The organism is Streptomyces lasiicapitis (assembly GCF_014646335.1).
Taxonomy (GTDB): Bacteria; Actinomycetota; Actinomycetes; order Streptomycetales; family Streptomycetaceae; genus Streptomyces; species Streptomyces lasiicapitis.
In genome coordinates this window covers 166,329-184,841 of sequence record NZ_BMNG01000009.1, presented here as the reverse complement: position 1 = coordinate 184,841, position 18,513 = coordinate 166,329, and the positions used below count along the sequence as shown (strand labels likewise).

General features: G+C 73.4%; 15 protein-coding genes. 2 read left to right on the top strand and 13 right to left on the bottom strand.

Annotated features, from left to right (window positions below; all coding sequences use genetic code 11):
- Positions 1–13 precede the first annotated feature (13 nt).
- Complete coding sequence (locus IEY91_RS21230; RefSeq protein ID WP_164317672.1) at positions 14–244, top strand: hypothetical protein; 231 nt, start codon at positions 14–16, stop codon at positions 242–244.
- A gap of 16 nt (positions 245–260) precedes the next feature.
- On the opposite strand, the gene IEY91_RS21225 is transcribed toward IEY91_RS21230, so the two are convergent.
- The 7 genes from IEY91_RS21225 to IEY91_RS21195 form a co-directional block, all read right to left on the bottom strand.
- A complete protein-coding gene (locus IEY91_RS21225; RefSeq protein WP_189175237.1) occupies positions 261–956 on the bottom strand; it encodes a hypothetical protein in 696 nt (231 codons plus the stop codon).
- A gap of 15 nt (positions 957–971) precedes the next feature.
- Positions 972–1,535: a Pycsar system effector family protein gene (locus tag IEY91_RS21220; RefSeq protein WP_229697126.1), complete on the bottom strand. Its 564-nt coding sequence runs from the start codon at positions 1,533–1,535 to the stop codon at positions 972–974.
- A 22-nt stretch (positions 1,536–1,557) separates the two neighbouring features.
- Complete coding sequence (locus IEY91_RS21215; protein ID WP_189175236.1) at positions 1,558–2,718, bottom strand: hypothetical protein; 1,161 nt, start codon at positions 2,716–2,718, stop codon at positions 1,558–1,560.
- A complete protein-coding gene (locus tag IEY91_RS21210; RefSeq protein WP_189175235.1) occupies positions 2,715–5,177 on the bottom strand; it encodes a hypothetical protein in 2,463 nt (820 codons plus the stop codon). Before IEY91_RS21210 ends, IEY91_RS21215 begins: the two co-directional genes overlap by 4 nt.
- Positions 5,174–5,998 carry a hypothetical protein gene (locus IEY91_RS21205; protein WP_189175234.1) on the bottom strand — a complete coding sequence of 275 codons (825 nt, stop codon included), beginning with the start codon at positions 5,996–5,998 and terminating at the stop codon, positions 5,174–5,176. The genes IEY91_RS21210 and IEY91_RS21205 overlap by 4 nt, the downstream gene beginning before the upstream one ends.
- 68 nt (positions 5,999–6,066) lie before the next feature.
- The gene (locus tag IEY91_RS21200; protein WP_189175233.1) at positions 6,067–6,774 is read right to left on the bottom strand and encodes a Crp/Fnr family transcriptional regulator; all 708 of its coding nucleotides are present in this window, start codon (positions 6,772–6,774) and stop codon (positions 6,067–6,069) included.
- Positions 6,775–6,977: 203 nt separating this feature from the next.
- Positions 6,978–8,495 carry an FG-GAP-like repeat-containing protein gene (locus IEY91_RS21195; protein ID WP_189175232.1) on the bottom strand — a complete coding sequence of 506 codons (1,518 nt, stop codon included), beginning with the start codon at positions 8,493–8,495 and terminating at the stop codon, positions 6,978–6,980.
- Between the two features lie 185 nt (positions 8,496–8,680).
- Between IEY91_RS21195 and IEY91_RS21190 the strand changes: the two genes are divergently transcribed.
- Positions 8,681–9,910 carry a cytochrome P450 family protein gene (locus IEY91_RS21190; RefSeq protein ID WP_164317686.1) on the top strand — a complete coding sequence of 410 codons (1,230 nt, stop codon included), beginning with the start codon at positions 8,681–8,683 and terminating at the stop codon, positions 9,908–9,910.
- 6 nt (positions 9,911–9,916) lie between these two features.
- Here IEY91_RS21190 and IEY91_RS21185 read toward each other — a convergent pair whose 3' ends face one another.
- From IEY91_RS21185 to IEY91_RS21160, 6 genes are all read right to left on the bottom strand, one after another.
- Positions 9,917–10,843, bottom strand: coding sequence for an ABC transporter substrate-binding protein (locus IEY91_RS21185; protein WP_189175231.1), 927 nt, complete (start codon positions 10,841–10,843; stop codon positions 9,917–9,919).
- Positions 10,844–10,886: 43 nt separating this feature from the next.
- Positions 10,887–11,669: an ECF transporter S component gene (locus tag IEY91_RS21180; RefSeq protein ID WP_229697141.1), complete on the bottom strand. Its 783-nt coding sequence runs from the start codon at positions 11,667–11,669 to the stop codon at positions 10,887–10,889.
- 104 nt (positions 11,670–11,773) lie between these two features.
- On the bottom strand, positions 11,774–13,477 hold the full coding sequence (locus IEY91_RS21175; RefSeq protein ID WP_189175230.1) for an ABC transporter ATP-binding protein: 1,704 nt from the start codon (positions 13,475–13,477) through the stop codon (positions 11,774–11,776).
- On the bottom strand, positions 13,474–14,607 hold the full coding sequence (locus tag IEY91_RS21170) for an energy-coupling factor transporter transmembrane component T (protein ID WP_164327963.1): 1,134 nt from the start codon (positions 14,605–14,607) through the stop codon (positions 13,474–13,476). The genes IEY91_RS21175 and IEY91_RS21170 overlap by 4 nt, the downstream gene beginning before the upstream one ends.
- Positions 14,608–14,654: 47 nt before the next feature.
- Positions 14,655–15,596, bottom strand: a complete 942-nt coding sequence (locus IEY91_RS21165) for a hypothetical protein (RefSeq protein ID WP_189175229.1) — start codon at positions 15,594–15,596, stop codon at positions 14,655–14,657.
- A complete protein-coding gene (locus IEY91_RS21160) occupies positions 15,593–18,436 on the bottom strand; it encodes a prenyltransferase/squalene oxidase repeat-containing protein (RefSeq protein WP_373287988.1) in 2,844 nt (947 codons plus the stop codon). Before IEY91_RS21160 ends, IEY91_RS21165 begins: the two co-directional genes overlap by 4 nt.
- Positions 18,437–18,513: the final 77 nt, after the last annotated feature.

Below are 18,513 nucleotides of genomic sequence, written 5' to 3'. Positions count from 1 at the left end.
CAGGGGGTGGACGGTGTCGGGTGCCAACGGGTTCACGTACGAGGAACGGCGCGACGGATCCGTGGTGGTGTGGCATCACGGCCGGCAGGCGGCGCAACTGCGCGACGGGCGGGCCAAACGCTTCCTGGAGGAAGTCACGTCCGGCGACGCCCAGTTGGTGATGGCCCGCTGGACGGGCAACTACCGGCGCGGCAACGAACGGTCGGCGCGGGAGCATCCGCGGAACGTGGGGGGACGGCGGTAGGCGCGGGCACCGCGTCTCACGTGCGGGGCGGCGGAACGCCCGCCCGGCGCCGTACGAGACGCAGGATCCGCCCCACGTCCGGCGCACCCGCGCGTGACATCCCGACAGCCGTGAACGTCGCCGCCACCGCCGTGGCGGCGACGGCCAGCGGGACGACCAGCCACACGCCGCCCACCGGGGCGTTCGTCTGCGGTGCCGCGTACCCTCCGGGCGCCGCGTGGACCACGAGCCGGTCCCCCGGCTTCGCATGGGCCGGGCACGCGTCGCCGACCGGCGCGAACTCCGACTCCCTGAGGCTCCGTTCGAGTTCCGTGCCGTCGAGCCGCTCCAGGGAGCACTCCCACCAGGCTCCGGTGACCTTGCCCGTCGGCGAGTTCCGCTCGTGCCGGACGGCTTCCGTGACGACGGTGTCCACCGGCTCGCCCCACACATCGAGCACCGCCTGGTCGAGGAACGCCAGCAGGCCGACGGCCAGCAGGGCCTCGGCGATCGCGGCCACGCCGAAGTGCCAGGGGCTCAGGTGGATGAAGCACACCGCGATCAGCGCGAAGCCGACGGCGAAGAGCACGAACCCCGCCACCACGACCACCACCGGGTGCGGCCACCACGCGGGCACGAGCACCACCGTGACCACGGCGAGCCCACACATCGCCACCGAAGCGGCGACCCCCGTCAGCGCCCCGACCACCCACGCCCGCGGCCCTCCGCTCACCGGCACCCTGCCCCCTCACCCCAGCGCGGTCACCGCCACGGCCGCCCCGCCCGCCACCAGGCACCCCACCGCCCACCGCATCCAGCGGTACTTGATGGCCAGGATGGTACCGAGGGCGCACGACTGTTCCAGGACCCAGCGGCCGGGGTCACGCCCCGCGGCAAGCACGGCCGCCGCCACCTCCTCCGATCCGGCCCCGCGGTGGAGGGCGGCCACCGACGGGCCGGGATCGGCGGCGGACGTCCGGCCCCCGTCGGCGCGCCGGTTCCCGCTGTCCGGCTTCGTACGCGGCAGTACCACCATGGCGAGCATCACGATCCCCGCCAGCCACAGCACCGCACCGGCCACGCCCAGCGGTCCGGAGCCGACGCGTCCCTGTGCGGCCGATGCGGCAAGGGCGGGCAGGGCCACGCTGCCCGACAGCAGGATCGACGCCTTGGTGTCGGCCCGCGTGACCTCCTCCCGTACCGCCGTGAGCAGCCGCTCCGACACGAACCGGCAGCCCGGCTCGGACAGGGGCGACACGGCGGTGCCGGGGACGGCGGGCCTGCGGTGCGGTGGAGTTCCTGTGACCGTCATGTCCTTGTCTCCCCCGGTCCTTTCAGTCGCCCGGTCGACCGGGCGACTGCTGGTCGTAAGCGTCGCCGCCCGCCTCGGAGGCGTCGGTGGTGTCCGCGCTGTCGTCCTTCTTCTCCCAGAAGGGAGTGCGCCCGGACTGCGTCGCACCGCCCGTCGGCGCCTCCGACGATTCGGACAGCACGTGGCGCGCGCTCGACCTCAGGAACTCCACGACCACCATGGCCTGGTCGCCCAGTTCCCAGCGCTCCAGGAGTCCGCCCTCGATCAGCCGGGACATCAACTCCATGCCGTCCTGGCGCTCTTCGCGCTGCTCCTTGCGGAACATCTCCCGGATCTCGCCCAGATCCTTGGGGTTGCGCGCCATCATCTGCGCCATCACGGCGTGGTTGCCCCTCTCGATGGCTCGTTGGAAGTCGGCGGCCCAGTGGCTGATGAGCTGTCGCTGGTTGTCGTCCTTCAGCCGCCGCAGCTCGTGGTTGAGCCTCTCGAGGTCCGTCTGGTGCAGCACCTGGCCCAGACTCGTGCCGTGGTCCTGGATGAGCTTGTCCCAGGAGATCGTCACGAAGAGGTCCAGTTCCAGGCCGAATCGGCTGCCCAGGCGCTGGTCCTTCAGCGCCTCGTGCACCGCGTCGCGGACCTCCTCCGCGCGGTTGATGGAGTAGCCGCGCGAGACGTCGCGCAGTCGCTGCTCCAGTTCCGGGACGAGCAGCGCGGCGACATCGGTGACCTGGCTCCGCGCGACCAGACAGGGGTCGCTCACCTGCCAGCGCACGCGGACGTCGGTGGGGAAGGACCTGCCGTTCTCCGCGGCCGGGAGCTCCACCTTGAACGACACGGTGTGCCAGCCGAGTTGCAGCTCGAACGCGGTGTAGGGGCGGGCGAGCCAGCGCAGCAGGAACCCCTCCTCGCCCTCGGGGCCCACTGCCCTGGGCGGTCGGCTGCGGTAGTACAGCACGGCCGCGACCTGGGCACTGCGGTGCCGGTACGGCCAGGCCGGCCGGTACTCGCGCAGGAAGGGACCGGCCAACTCCTGTGCGGCCGCCGGGCGTTCGGCCGGAGTCGTCGGCGTACTCGGGGCGGGCGTCCAGGGCGACCGCGGGAGTGGATGTCCGGGACCGGGCGACATGGCGGGCAGTGCCGCGGGGGCCGATGGGAGGGCGCGCGGCGGGTGCTGGATGTTCATCTCGCTCCGTCCGTGTTCTTGGTCCGGTGGGCCGGTGTCTCCGGCTGGACGACGACGGTCCGGTGCCCGTCGATCGCGTCGCGCAGTCGCTGTGCGGTGGCGGGCGTCACGGGTTCGTCGGGGTCGCGTTGCAGGCGGCGTACGAGGTTGTGCAGCCGGTCGGCTTCGGCGACACCGCTGACGAGGCGGGGAAGGAAGTCACAGAGGACGTCGAGGAGTTCCGGATCGTGCTCGCCCCGGCGGATCCAGTCGCCGAGCGAGTCCTGCACGTCCTCCCGCCATCTGCCGGTGTCCAGGCCGCACCACACCAGGTCCGCAAGGAGCCCGGTGTACTGGGGAGTGCCCGCGAGGAGCGCTGCCGCGATCGGCCAGTTCATGTGGTCCTTGAGCGCGGGCACCTCCTCCAGGCCCCACAGGTGCGTGGGGCGCTGCCAGATCAGCCGGTTCACGGTGAGCAGCGCCAGATCGCGGTGCCTGGTGCGCCGGTCGCCCATCCAGGCACCCACCCGCCGCAGCACGGTCTCCGGCTCGGCCCCGGTGATCAGCCGCGCCGCACTGAAGGAGGCGTACACCAGCAGGTCCCAGTCCGCCTCGCGCCACTCCTCCCGCTTCTCCCGCTCCTTGCGTCCCGCCAGTCGGCCCAGTTCGTCGAGGGAGGCGGCGACCGACCGCTCCACGGTGCCGAAGCCGTGCACCAAGGCCGCTGTACTGGTCTCCATCTCGTCGCCTTCACGGGCCCATTCCCGGACCGTGTCCCGCACGATCGGGCGGACCGACTCGCTGAGACCCGCCGCCTGGGCGAGGACCGTCGCGGCTGCCAGGCGCTGCTGGAGGGAGTCGCTGAACGCCATCGGGGCGACGATCGCATCCTCGGCGTAGGCGTAGTCGAGCGTGCACAGCGCGGCGGCCGTGATGGCGGCCGGCACCCACACCATCGGCACGCCGTTTTCGCACTGGGTGCGCAGCCACTGGCACAGCGGCCCCCGCGCGTTGTGGTCCTCCCAGACGCGCGCCAGGACGGCCCGGGCGAGCGCGCTGCCCTGAAGGCGCACCTTGCGGGTCTCGAGCTTGCGCGTGTTGAACGTGACCTCGCCGGTGAACAGTTCGGCGCGCGCGGCCGCGAGCCGAGCGGGGCGGTGGTCGCTGAACAGCAGCCGCCCCGGCTCCCGGCCGGGGTCCGTGGACTGCCCGAACTCCCAGGCCAGTTGCTCCGCGGCCTCGACGGCCACGCTGTAGGGCGAGCCGTTGTAGACCGCCATCGCCGTGCGGAAGGCCGCCTGGCGCAGCGCCGCCGTCAGCGCGTCCCGGTTGCGCGGCGCGGCCCGCCCGGTGGTGGCGAACCACCGGTCGGCCTGCGAATGGGCGAAGGTCCCCAGTTCGGCGAGGAGTTCGTCCTCGGAGTTCTCGTCCTTGACGCGCCCGACGACGAGGCGGGCGAGCGACTCCACTTCGTGGGGGCGCAGCGGGTCGAGCCCCATGGCCGCCGCCACGTCCGGCCGTCGCGCCAGGGTGCGCGCCCGGTCGACCAGGTGGCGTTCGCTGTGGTCCAGCAGATCCTCGAGGTGCTTGTTCAGTACGCCGTCGGCCGAGGGCATGCTGAAGAGCTGACCGTAGCGCCCGCGCAGCAGTTCGTCGGCGAATCCGCCGCCCCCGACCACGAGGATCGCGTACGCGCCACGTCGGTCGAGCAGCGTGCCGAGCCGGTCGAGATGCAGCTCCGCGGGCGGCTCGGCGGCCCACCTCCGGTCCCACTCCTCGCGGTCCTCGCTGTCCCGCTCGTCGTGCCTCGGACGCCGCCCCCTGCTGATCAGCTCCGCACCGCTGATCTTCACCAGATAGCCGTGGCCCTCCTCCAGGTCCGACTCGTCGATCCGGTCCAGTTCCGTACGCGGGTCCATCCGCTCGACCTCCCCGTGCGTGACCTCGTCGAGCAGCGACAGGGCCGCGTAGCCGCGCCCGGTGCCCGGGTCGCCGCACAGCGCGATCAGCCGTTGCCGCTTCAGGAGGCCGAGCAGTTCCGCGTAACCGGGAGGCTTTTCGAAGACCAGCCGCAGCCGCTGCAGTTCCTCGTGGGGCACGGTGCCGGACACCAGGCGGGGTACGCCCGCACGGGCTCCGTGGTAGTGGTGGTGGTCGCCCAGGTCCACATCGCCCTGGGTGCCGTCGAGGATGACGTTGCGGCCGTTGACGACGAAGTTGGCGCGCGCCTGTTGTGCCGCGTCGTGTCCGCCGGCCGCCGACTGGCCGTCGATCGGTCCGGTGCGCGCCGTGTCGTGCCTGCGGCCGTCGTCGGGTCCGCCTGCCGCCCCGGCGCCCGCGCCGCCCCCACGGCCCGGCCCGCCGGCGCCCGCCTTGCCTCCTCCTCCGTCGCCCCCCGCCTTACCGCCGCCACCGCCCTGCGGACCTTGACCGCCGCCCCCTCCACCCCCCGCGCCCTTGCCCCCTCCGTCGTCGCTCACCGCGGCCCCGCCCCTTCCACGCCGTCGTCATCCGGCAGGTCGGGCGTGCCGCGGGAACCCACGATGTCGCCGTGCACCTCCGCGCCGTCCACGATCTGGTTGATGCCGTTGACGTTGATGGAGTACTTCGTCGTCCACGGGCCGCGGGGTTCCGCTCCGGTCGCCCCCGTGGCGGCGGTGGCCGGGGGCTCCGGCACGCCCACCCCCGTGGGGCGTGCCGGAGGTCTGGGCCGGGGCACGGGCGGCTGGGTGCGGCGGGGCACGTGGAACCACGCGACCTCGTCGGTCTCCTTGGCCTGTACGGGAATCGGCCGGTAGTGCTCGGGCTCCACGAACCTGCCGCCCTCGACGACCACCGACCGGTAGAGGCCGTCGGAGACCACGAAGACCAGGTCGATGGCGTCGTCCGCCGCGAGGATCTCCTTGGCCTCCCGGCTGTCGCACAGCCGGCACGTCAGGTCGACCGCCCGGCCCACCAGGCCCCTGCCGTCGTGGCTGACGGGGCCCGCGTGCATGGCGATCCGTAACCGCAGCCGGTCGCTCAGTCCCGTGTTGTGGGCGCGCACGCCTTGGTAGACCTCTTCGAGCCACAGCCCCACCAGGTCCACCGGCGGCACTTCCGGGGCGAGCGCGGCGAGCACGCCGTCGCCCCGGTCCTCCAGGTGCACCTGGCCGCCGCCCACCGCCACCGCGTCGAAGGCCGACTCGAAGATGCCGTACATGCCCCTGCGCGACCGGAGCTTGGCCTGGTGCCCCAGGCGCCCCGACCCCTTGACGTCCGCGCTCACCACCAGCCGGTGGACGGCCTCGTGACTGCTCACTCCAACCCCCTGAACGTCGTTGCGCCATACCCAGGATGGCCTCGTAAGGCCGCGGCGTATGTAGCCGTTTACACACCCGGCCGCGCGGTCGCGGGACCGTCTCCCGCGAGCAGGCGCAGCGGCTCCGCGTCGGTGACGACGAGGCGTTTGGTGGCGGTGCGCACGATGCCCTGCTCGCGCAGGAGCCGCAGGGCCTTGGCGACGGCCTCGCGGGTCGATCCGACGGAGGCGGCGAGGTCGTGCTGGGGCAGCGGAAGGTCGATGGTCACGCTGCCGTCGGGGTTGCGGCGGCCGGTGCGGTCGGCCAGTTCCACGAGGCGAGCCGCGAGGCGTTGCAGTACGTTCTCCGAGGCCAGCGAGCGGCGTTCGCCGTCGGAGCTGCGCAGCCGGGAGCTGAGCTGCTTGAGCACAAGCGCGCTGGCCGCGGGGTTGGACCCGAGGAATCCGCGGAAGCGGTCGCCGGGGATCACCACGGCGGCCACGGGTCCGAGGGCCGTCACCGTGGCGCTGCGGGGCCTGCGGTCCACGGCCGCGAGTTCGCCGACCAGTTCTCCGGCGCCGCGCAGGGCGAGGATGAGGCGCTGGCCGCGCTCGGTCTCCACGGAGACCACCGCCCAGCCACGGAGGATCGCGACGACGTACGAAGTGGTGGCGCGTTCGGGCAGGAGCACGTCGCCGCCCTCGTAGTCACGCCGGACGCCCAGCGCGAGGAGGGCCGCTCGGTCCTGCGCCCGTAACGCGTCGAGCAGGGGTTGTTCCTGTTCGATGAGACTCAAGCTGTCCGCTCCTGGTCCGTCGCCGACCGGGGGACAGCACGCTAAGGAGCTGGCGGGCACACGTCAATGAGGTCGCGGGGCGAGGACGGATCGGCGGGCGGCGTGCGCCGCGCGATCCGTCCTCGCCCCGTACTGGCCCGGCGCCGGGCGCCCAGCGCCGACCAGCGCCCAGCGACTAGCGACTAGCGACTAGCGACTAGCGACTAGCGCAGCGTGCTGCCGAACAGCGCCGCCGTGTTCGGCGCCCCGAGGTCCTTCGGGCCGAAGGCCACGGAGTCCTTGGCGGTCAGGCCCGTGGAGGTGCCGCGCAGCGACCACAGGGCGCCCGCGTCGGCGTTCTCGTGGACGGAGGAGACCGCGAGGTCGCGGCGGCCGTCACCGGTGACATCGAGCAGCGCCGCCGCGGCCCCGAACTGGTCGCCCTTCTCGGCGACTCCGGGAACGTCCGCCGTGTTCTGGTGGAAGACCTGCGCGCCGGTGCCGGTCACGCCGGACGCGCTGCCGCGGACGAGGGTGACGGAGCCCGCGTCGGCGACGCTGCCCACGTCCTCGCCGGGGGCGCCGACCGCGATGTCCGCGAAGCCGTCGCGGTTCACGTCGCCCACGGCCACGGACGCGCCGAAGCCGTCGCCTTCCTCGTCGGCGCCGGGCACGCCGGGCAGGTCCTGGTTGAACTTCTGGACCTCGCCCTCGCCCAGCTTCAGGCCGTCCTTCGAGCCGTAGGAGACCGTGACCCGGGACTCGTCCTCGCTGTCGCCGACGACGAGGTCGTCGTAGTGGTCGCCGTTGACGTCACCGAGGGCCATGGAGCCGTCGCCCTGGGCGTCGCCGCGCTTGAAGCCGGTGGGCGAGCCGTACAGGACGCTGTTGCCCCACGAGCCGTCGCCGGAGTAGTCGTTCATGGCGATGTCGGCGCGGCCGTCGCCGTTGATGTCGCCGACGGCCTGCGGCACGACCGGGCCCTTCACGGAGCGCGGGCCGTCGATGCAGCTCTCGGGGAGGTCCGGCAGCGGCGAGCAGTTGAGGTCGGGGCGCTCGTCGCTGCTGTAGCTCCACCACTGCGACTTGTCCATGAAGTCGAGGGTGTCGGTGGGCTTGCCGGTGCGGGAGATGGGGCCCTTCCACAGGCGGGCCTGCTGGTCGACCGGGTCGTCGCCGTGATAGCGCACCTTGGCGAACAGGGCCAGGTCGGTGGTGCCGTCGCCGTCGAAGTCCCCGGCCTGCGGCGCGAAGCCGAAGGTGGAGATCTTGGTGCCGCCGGTGAGGCCGTCCTTGGAACCCCACAGGATCACCGAGCCGCCGGGCTCGACCACGCCGTCGGAGCCGATGACGAGGTCGGTGTAGCCGTCCTTGTCCAGGTCGCCCTTGGTGACCCAGCGGCCGAACTCCTGCTTGGTGGTGGCCGCGCCGGGCACGCCGCTGGTGGAGCGGCTGACGATCTTCTTCCGGGCGGGGTCGAGGCCGTTCTTGGAGCCGTACGTCACGGCCACGTACCCGGCCTTCTTCTTGCCGGAGACGGTGCCTCCGGGGGCTCCTGCGACCAGGTCGGCGTAGCCGTCGCCGTTGAAGTCGTCGGTCGCCTTCGCGGCGGCCTCAGGGGCGGCGGGGGTGGCGGCCTCGGCCTGGCCCTGCCCGAGCGACCAGGCGGTGAACCCGCCCGTCAGCAGGAAGGTGGCGAACAGAGGTGCGGTGAGACGGACTCGACGGCTTGCACGCGACATAGACTTCCGTGGTTCCTTCGCTCAGGGAGGGCGACGGCTGAATGTCCCACTGGAATTCACCGTCGTTTCATGTCACTTGACCCTCGCTGATACCGAAAGGTTGTACGGCGAACCAGGACCACCCCGCTCTGCCATGCCCAGCACCACCCGTTTCCCTCGACTCGACTCGACTCAAGGAGACCGGCATGACATCCCGGCCGATCGTGCTCGATCCCAGCGGTGTCCGGCGCCACGACGAGGACCGGCGGCTGCGCGACCACGGACCGGCGGTCCTCGTCGACATACTCGGCGTGACCGCGTGGGCCGTGACGGACCCCGTCGTGCTCAAGCAGCTCCTGGGCAGCCCCGACGTGTCCAAGGACGCCCGCGCCCACTGGCCCGAGTTCGACAAGAAAGTGCCGGTCTGGCCGCTCGCGCTGTGGGTCGCGGTGGAGAACATGTTCACCGCGTACGGCGCCGAGCACCGGCGGCTGCGGCGCATGGTCGCGCCCGCCTTCAGCGCCCGCCGGGTGAACGACCTGAAGCCGGTCGTCGAGGACATCGTCACCGGCTTCATGGACGAGCTGGCGACGGTGCCCGAAGGCGCGGTCGTCGATCTGCGCGAGCGCCTCGCCTACCCGCTGCCGATCGCGGTCATCGGCCACCTCATGGGCGTCCCCGCGCCGCAGCGCGCCGGTTTGCGCGCCCTGGTCGACGCCGTCTTCGACACCACCCTCACCGGCGAGGAGGCAAACGCCAACACGGGCAGGCTCTACGAGGCCCTGGGCGAGCTGATCGCGACGAAGCGGGCCGAGCCCGGCGACGACATGACCTCGCTGCTCATCGCCGCCCGCGACGAGGAGGGCGACGGCAGCCGCCTGTCCGCCACCGAACTCCGCGACACCCTGCTGCTGATGATCAGCGCGGGCTACGAGACCACGGTCAACGTCATCGACCAGGCCGTCACCGCCCTGCTCACCCAGCCCGGCCAGCTCGACCACGTCCGCGCCGGGCGCGCCGACTGGTCCGACCTCGTCGAGGAGACCCTGCGGCACGAGCCGGCCGTCGCCCATCTCCCCCTGCGGTACGCCCTCACCGACATCAAGCTGCCGGGCGGCGTCACCATCGCCGCCGGGGAAGCCGTCCTCGCCTCCTACGCCGCCGCCAACCGCCACCCCGACTGGCACGGCCCGACCGCCGACACCTTCGACGTCACGCGCACGCTCAAGGACCACCTGGCGTTCGGTCACGGCGCGCACTTCTGCCTGGGCTCCGCCCTGGCCCGCCTCGAAGTCGCCACGGCCGTACGCGCCCTCTTCGACCGCTTCCCCGCGCTCGAACTCGCCGTCCCCGCCGACGAACTCCGCCCCCTGGCGTCCTTCATCTCCAACGGGCACGCGGAACTGCCGGTGCGCCTGCGCCCCGTGCCGTCCTGAGGGCGGCTACGTCCGCGCGGTGAGGCGGCGGGCCTCCCCGTCCCGTACGGGCTCCCCCGCCGTCACCCCGTGCAGGACATGGGCGAGCACCTCCGCGCCCCGTACGACTCGCGGCCCCGGCCGGTTGAAGTACGCCGGGCCGTCCAGGACCCAGACCTGTCCCGCGCGGACAGCGGGCAGATCCGCCCAGCCGGGCAGCGCTTCGAGGAGGTCGCGCTCGCGCAGGGTGCGTTCGGGGGCGAAGCCGCACGGCAGCAGCAGCACGACGTCCGGGCGGGCGGCGCGCACGGCCTGCCAGTCCATCGGCTCGGTGTGCTCGCCGGGGGCCGCGAGGAGGGGTTCGCCGCCTGCTGTGGTGATCTGCTCGGGGACCCAGTGCCCGGCGGGCCACAGCGGGTCGAGCCATTCGATGGCGACCGTACGGGGGCGCGGCCGTCCCTCCGTCAGCCGTCGTACGGCCGCGAGCCGCCGCCGCAGCGCCTCCCGGCGTTCGCGCGCGACCGCGCCGACGCCCAGCAGGTCACCCACGCGTACGAGGCAGTCCAGTACGTCGTCGAGGCGGCGCGGCTCCAGGCTGAGCACCCGGGGCCCGTCGCCGTCCAGCACGCGCACGGCCCGCGTGACGCTGCCGTACGACACCGCGCACACGTCGCACAGGTCCTGGGTGAGCACCACGTCGGGGGCGAGACGGGACAGCGCCGGGACGTCGAGGGCGTACAGCGAGGACCCGTTGTGGGTGCCGCCGCCGACGGCCGCGGAGATCTCCCGGCTGCTGAGCGCGTCCGAGGTGAAGGCGGCCGAGGTGACCACGGGCACGGCGGCCACCTCGGCGGGCGGCCAGTCGCACTCGTGGGTGCGGCCCACCAGGTCCGCCGTCAGGCCGAGTTCGGCCACGATGTCGGTGGCCGCGGGGAGCAGGGAGACGATGCGCATACCTCGACTGTAGATCGAACGTTCTATTTAGCCAGGAGGTCGTTCAGCGATCGTCGGCCGGCTCGCCCGCGTCCGGACGGCGTGGCTGCGGCGCCGCGAACCTGACCGGCGCCTGGAAACGGGCCTTGCGGGCCGCGCGCCTGAGGACCGTGAGCACAGCGGGACCCGCGAGCATGACGCACACGAAGTTCGTGACCGCCCGCCCCGTGTCCCAGCCCAGGGACGTGGCGAGGTCGAAGGCGATGTAGCGCTGCCACTGCTCGGTGAAGGGCAGCCCTGGGAGGTAGGCGAGGGAGCTGTTCGGGTCGAGGGAGAAAGGCCAGAAGGAGAGGTTCAGCAGGAACCCGAAGAGATAGCCGGACAGCGATCCGTACACCGCGAGCATCAGCACTTCGAGCCGTCCGGTGGCACGCGGCAGGAGCCCCGCGAGCATGCCCACGAAGGCGCAGCCGAACATCTGGTAGGGCATCCACGGCCCCACGCCGCCCGTGATCAGGGCGGAGGCGAACAGCGACGTACAGCCGAGCGTGAACCCGAAGCCGGGCCCGTAGACCCGGCCGGCGAGCACGAGGATGAAGAAGACGGTCTCGATGCCGGCCGTGCCCGCGCCGAGCGGGCGGATCGCGGCGTTCACGGCGGACAGCACGCCGAGCATGGCGAGCGCCTTGGAGTTGATGCCGCCCTCGGCGATCTCCGAGATCACCACGCACAGGACGAGCACCAGCAGCACGCCGAAGATGCAGAGCGGCGCGTACGTGGAGCCGAAGGTGCCGGGAGCGACGACGAACGGCCAGAAGAAGGCCACCACGCCCAGGAAGGCGGCCATCGCGATCACGACCGCTGCGCGGGGAGTGATCCGGATGGCGGTGGTGCGCGGCTGCGCGAGCGCAGTGGCCTGCGGCCGCGCGCTGTCCCCGGTCGGTCGCCACCTCACCGCCCACCACTCCCGTCGGCCGCCACCCCGAGCGCCGTGCCCGCAGCCGCGAGCCCCTCCGAAGCCTGCTCCACCGTCAGATACGGCAGCGGCGCGAGGACCTTGGCGACCTGCGGCGCGAACACCGGTGAGGCCACGATCACATCGGCGGCCGGGCCGTCCGCGACGATCTCGCCCTCGGCCATCACCACCACGCGGTCGGCGGTGCGGGCGACGAACTCCACGTCGTGCGTGGACACCACGACGGCGCGCCCCTCGGCGGCCAACCCGTCGAGTATGGCGGTCAGTTGGGCCTTGGCGCGGTAGTCGAGGCCGCGGGTCGGCTCGTCGAGGAGGACCACGCCGGGCGCGGCGGCGAGCTGGATCGCGAGGACCAGGGCGAGCTTCTGGCCCTCGGAGAGGTCGCGGGGGTGGGTGGCGCCGTCGATGCCGGGGGCGAGGCGGTCCAGGATCTCGCGGGCGGGCGGGCCGCCCTCGACGGCCGACTCGGCGTCGGCCTGGGCGAGTTCCTGCCGCACGCTCTCCAGGTAGAGCAGGTCCGTCGGCGTCTGCGGGACGAGGCCGACGAGGCGCCGCGCCTCGGTGGCGGACACGTCGCCCGGGTCCCGGGAACCCTTCGCCGCCCCCGCACCCGCCGCACCCCACGGCACCACCCGCACCGTCCCGTCCGTACGCGCCCCCGACCCCTGCAGCGCCCACAGCAGCGACGACTTGCCGGAGCCGTTGCGCCCCATCAGCGCGGTGGTCTCGCCGCCGCGCAGCTCCACGTCGGCCTCCCGCACGGCGGGCACGGCCTGCCCCCGGTAGCGGACGCTCACGCCGTGCGCGTCGAGCAGCCGGGGCTGCCCGGCCGAGGGAACGGGCGGCCGGGCGGACGGGATCGGCGCCCCGGTGAGGCGGGTGCGCAGCGGGGCGGCGGCGCGGCGGGCGTCGCGCACCGACAGGGGCAGCGGCGTCCAGTCCGCGCGGCGGCCCAGCTCCACGACCGGCGGCGCGATGGTCGTCGTACGGAAGATCTCGGCGGGCGGTCCGGAGACGACGTGGCCGTCGCCCGGCAGGTGCAGCACCCGGTCGGCGTACTGCACGACGCGCTCCAGGCGGTGTTCGGCGAGCAGCACGGTGACGCCGAGATCGTGCACGAGCCGGGTGATGGCGGCGAGGACCTCCTCGGCGGCGGTGGGGTCGAGCGCGGAGGTGGGCTCGTCGAGGACCAGGACGCGGGGGTGGGCGGTGAGGACGGAGCCGATCGCGACGCGCTGCTGCTGGCCGCCGGACAGCTCGTGCAGCGACCGGTGGCGCAGGTCGGCGAGGCCGAGCAGGTCGAGGGTCTCCTCGACGCGCTTGCGCATGGTGGCGGGCGGGACCGCCAACTGCTCCATGGCGTACGCGAGTTCCTCTTCGACGGTGTCGGTGACGAAGCCGTCGAGGGGGTCCTGGCCGACGACGCCCACGACGTCGGCGAGTTCGCGCGGCGGGTGCCCCGCGGTGTCGCGGCCGTCGACGGTCACGGTGCCGTAGAGGGTGCCGCCGGTGAAGTGCGGGACGAGGCCGTTGACGGCGCCGAGGAGTGTGGACTTGCCGACGCCGGTGTGGCCGACGACGAGGCAGAGTTCGCCCTCCTCCACCGTGAGGTCGACGTCGGTCAGGACGGGTTCGACGGTGTCGTCGTACTGGACGGTGACGTGGTCGAAGGTGATCACTTGGCGGCTTTCTCGGGGCGCTTGACGGGCAGGGGCGGCGGCGCCAGGAACCCGGCGGCGCCCGCGAGCAGGATCGCCGCGGTGGGGACCAGCGGCAGCGTGGGCCAGCTCAACGGGTAGATGGACGGGTTGAGTTCGGCGGCGTCGAAGCCCACGTTGGTGAACAGGAGCGTGGCCGAGAGCACGCCGCAGGCCGCCACCGCCCACTCCTCGAACCGCCAGGGGTCGGGCCGGTACGCGGTCCGGGTGATCCGCCGCCCGCCGAGCCGGAGCCCGGCCACGCACAGCAGCGCGCCGACGGCGAGCGCGGGCAGCCCGAGGAACTTGGGCGTACTGGCGTCGAGCAGTCCGTACGCCCCGGCGCACAGCCCGCACATGCCGAGCAGCATCAGCGCGCCGGTCAGCCGCCGTGAGGTCTTCGTCGCGCGTCCGGCCCTGCCGTAGCCGCGCGAGTCCATGGCGGCGGCCAGCCGCAGCGAGCGTTCCAGGGCGTCCTCCAGGACGGGTACGACGATGCCGCGCAGCGCCCGCAGCCCCTTGGTGCGGCCCGCGCGCAGCCGCCGGGCGCGGTGCACGCGCTGGACGCTCTGCACGAGTTGCGGGGCGACGCTGATCGACACGGTGACGGCGACGCCGAGCTCGTACAGCGCTCCCGGCAGGATGCGCAGTGCCCGCTTGGGGTTGGCGAGGGTGTTGGCCGCGCCGACGCAGCACAGCATGCAGGCGAGCCGCAGGCCGTCGACGGCGGCCGAGAGCAGGGCCTCGAGGGAGACCGGGCCGCCGAGTTGGATGCCCGCGTACCAGTCAGGGGTGGGGATGTGCGGCAGGGAGAAGAGGAAGTGGTCGTGGGGTGTGACTCCGGAGGCGAAGATCGCCCGGAAGACGACGCGGATCGCGACCACGGAGAGCGCCAGGTACAGGTAGTACTTGAAGCCGCGTGCCCAGGGCGCCTCCGTGCGGCGCATGCCGATCACGTAGCCGAGGACGGCGAGGACGAGGAAGAGCAGCAGCGGGTTGTTGGTGCGGCTGACGGCGGTGGCGAGCGCGAGCGCCCAGATCCACCAGGCCAGCGGGTGCAGGGTGCGCGGCAGGCGGCGCTCGTCCGCGCCCGTGAGGGCGCCACTCGGCAGGGGACCGCCGACGGACGTGCGCGCGGCGGCGGTTCTCGGCGGCACCCCTACTCCGCGCGGCGGCGGCGCCTGGCCGCGTACACGCCCGCGCCCCCGACGAACAGGACGAGGGCGCCGGTGAGCACCGCCGGTGCCCACGACCCGGGGTCGTGGGCGGCGTCCGCGGCCGGGGCCGCGTCCACGACCTTGGTGGACGGCCGGGGCGCGGCCTTCGCACCCGTACCGGGGCTGGTGCTTGGCGAGGCCGACGGCTTCTTGCTGGGCGAAGGCGAGGACTTGGCCTTGGGCTTGCGCTTGGGCTTGTCCTTGTCGCGCTTCGGCTTGGGGGCCGGGCGTTCCGTGACGGGCCGCTCGGGGGCGGGACCGGTGTCGGTGCCGGGCGGCAGCGGCTTCGCGGTCTTCGTGCCGTCCGGTGTACGGGGCCTGCTGCCGCCGGTGGGACGGGAGTTGTGGGCCCGCAACTGGTTGGGGCTGATGGTGGGGCGGCCCTTGGTGCCCTCGATGTTCGTGCCGCCGAAGATCCACAGGTCGACGCTGCCCGGCTTGGGCTTGTAGAGCATCGCGCCGAGCTGGCTGTACTGCCAGGTGTTCGCGCCGGGGTCGGCGTGCCAGTACGACCAGTAGGCGGTGGCGGGCGGGGTGAGGACGCAGTCGTCCTGCCCGGCCGTCGGGAACTGCTTGCCGCCCTTGTAGCCGCTGTAGCCGATCCGGCAGATGAACGCCGGGCCGTCGTGGCCGGTGCCCGTGGTGCGCCAGCCGCCCTGGTTGAGGAGTTCGTAGCCGGTGGTGGGCGTGGTGCCGCAGGACCGCATGATCGGCCCGCCCCAGTCGCTGAAGTCGACCGCGAGCACCGCGCCGGAGCGGGTGGTGCACTGCCCCATGGGCTGCGGCGCGGCGGCGGCCGGACCGGTGGCGACGCCCAGGGTGCCCACGGCCAGGGCGAGGGCCCCGGCCGCGCCCGCGGAGCCGCGCAGGATGCGGGCGATCACGGGCGGCCTCCCACGGCGGTACGGCGGCGGGCGACGGCGAGGGTGCGCCAGCCCGCGAAGCACAGCGCGACGGCGGCCAGGGCAAGTCCGCCCACCTGGACACCTGTTGAGGCGAGCGGCCCGGTCGGCGTGTCACCGGCGGCGGAGCCGCCGTCGCCGGGCGTGACGATGTCGGGAGCGCCGCCGCCGTTCGGCGAGCCCCCGGACCCGCCGGACCCACCGGGCCCGCCCGCCGGGTTGGTCGGCGGCTGCGGCTTCGTCCCGTCCAAGTCCCGTACGAGGGTGCCGAACGACGTGCCGATCGCGCCGCCGAGCGCCTGCGTCGAGGCGCGCACGTCGGAGCCGCGCTGGCCACTGGCCGCCACGTTGAAGCCGCCGTCGGAGTTCTGCTGGCCGGCCAGGAACTTGCGGGCCTTCTTGATCTGCGTCCGGTACTTCGGGGCGTCCAGGGACAGGCCCTGGACGGCGAGGGCCGCGGAGTTGACGGAGTTGCCGGACGCGCCGGGGAACCCGCCGCCGCGGAGCTGCTTGGAGGCGATCCACTTGAGGGCCTTGGCGACGGCCTTCTCGGACTTGGGGCTCTTGTCCAGCTTCAGGGCCATGGCGGCCATCGCGGTGGAGTCCACCTCGGAGTCGCCGGTCGGCGGGATGAGGCTCGGCCAGGCGCCCGTGGACTTCTGCAGGCTCCGCAGGTACGTGACCGGGGCCGCGGCCGCCGTCTTCTGGCCCGCCCGCAGTTGCGCGATGACCGCGAGGGACTGCGAGAACACCGAAGGGGCGTACCGGTAGGCGCCCTTGGCGGCGCAGCTGCGGTCGGCTCCCTGGCTCTTGACCTTGCACACGGACTTCTTCAGCGCCGCGATCAGGTCGTGGCCCGCGAAGTCGCGCGGGTCGCGGCCGACGGCCTGGGCGAGCACCGCGACCTTGCCGATCGATCCGCCCGCGGCGTGCGAAGTGCCCACGCCCGTCCAGTCGTTGACCGTACGGCCCGGGGTGGAGCCGTCCTTGCCCTTGCCGTCGAGGAAGTCGACGATGCCGCGCAGGGCGTCGTTGTCGGTGCCGGTGGCCGCGAGCGCGTACGCGCCGTCGATGGTCAGGCCGTAGTCGGCGAAGCCCGTGCCGGAGACGTTCTCGTAGTAGTCGCCGCGCTTCAGCCGGGAGCGGGCTGTGAGATAGGCGGTGCCCTTCTTCAGGTTCGGGCCCTCGCCCGCGGCCCACGGGGGCTTCGGTGCTGTGGTCGGCGGGTTGGTGGGTTCCGGCGGGTCCGTGGGATCGGGGCCGGGGGGATCGGTCGGGTCGACCGGCGGCTCGGGCCGGGACGGCTTCGTGGTGAGCTTGCCCAGGCTGGTGCGCGCTCCGGCGACGGCGGCGGACCAGGTCGGGTAGATCTCCGGGTCGGTGGCGCCCTCGTCGAAGCCGAAGCCGCCCGCCTTCGTCTGCTGCCGCGACAGCCAGGAGGCCGCCGCGTCCGCGTACGCCGCGTCGCCGAGCAGCCGCAGCGCCTGGGCGGAGCGGCCGGTGACGATGATGTCGCCGGTGGTCATGCCCGGGTACGCGCCGAAGCCGCCGGTCGGGAGCTGGGACTTGCGGAGGGTCTTGCGGGCCCGCGCCACGGCGTCCTTGTGACCGCCCGCCAGCTTCAGGGCCATGGTCGCGTAGGGCGTGGTGGCACGGTCGCTGTGCACGCAGGTCGTGCCGTCACCGATGAGGGTCGGGCTGAAGCCGCCGTCCTCGCACTGGTGGGCGGCGAGGCGCGCGACGGCGTCGGCGGGGACGCGTACGCCCGCGCGGCGCAGGGCGAGCACGGCCAGGGCCTGGGTCTCCACGTCGCCCACGCCGGGGAAGTCGCCCTTGACTCCGCAGTCGGGCGTACCCCCTTGCGTACAGACGCTCTTGGCGAGGTCTCCGGCGACGTCGTGGCCGCCGAAGGAGCGCGGGTCGCCCTCGGTGCTCGCGGCGACCAGGGACACGAGGGCCGCGCCCGCCGGGCTCGGGGCCTTGTCGGTGCCCTGCGGGTAGGCGGCCTCTTCGACGTGGTGGGCCAGATAGGTCTTCACCTTGTCGAGCGTGGCGCTTCTGCCTCCGGCGGCCGCGAGCGCCAGGGCGGTCTGGGCCGTCGCCTGGTGGTCGGGCTGCTCCTCGCGGGCGATGTGGTCGCCGCCGGTGAGCCTGCCCTTGAGCCATTTGTGCGTGGCGGCCAGGTCGACCTTGCCGGGCTTGACGACGGGCGGCTGCTCGCCGGGGTCGGTGCCGCCGCCCGCGCGGACCTCGGCGGGCGTGAAGGTGGGCTTGCCGGTGGTGCCGCCCACGTCGGTGCCGCCGAACACCCAGGCCTCGACGGAGCCCTTCGTCGGCTTCTGGCTCATGGCGCCGAGCGGGCTGTACGTCCAGTGGTCCTGGCCGCGCGGGGCGATCCAGTACGACCAGTAGGCCGTGGCGGGCGGCGTGAGCTTGCACGCCTCCTTGTCCGGCGTCGGGTACTGCTTGCCGGAGTCGAACTCGGCGTGCCCGAGGCGGCAGATGAAGGCGTCGCCGTCGTGCTCGGTGCCCTTGGTGCTGAAGCCGGCCTCGTGCAGCAGGTCGTAGCCGGTGGTCGGGGTGGCGTCGCAGCCGCGGACCACGCCGCCGCCCCAGTCGCCGAAGTCCACCGCGACGATCGCGCCCTTGGTGGCGGTGCAGGAGCCGATGGGGTCGGCCGCGGCGGGGGTGGCCTGGCCGAGGAGCAGCACGCCGCCGCCCACGGTCGTCGCGGCCGCGCACAGCAGCGCGACGCAGCGCGCGCGTATGCCCCGTCCGAGGCTTCTTCCCTTGCCCCGGCCCGGTTCTGTTCCGTGCCCCACCACTGCCCCCTGGGCCTCATCCGCGGCGGAGTCCACGTGATCGAAGGCCCCGGGGCGAGAGCCCGCGTCGGGTGACC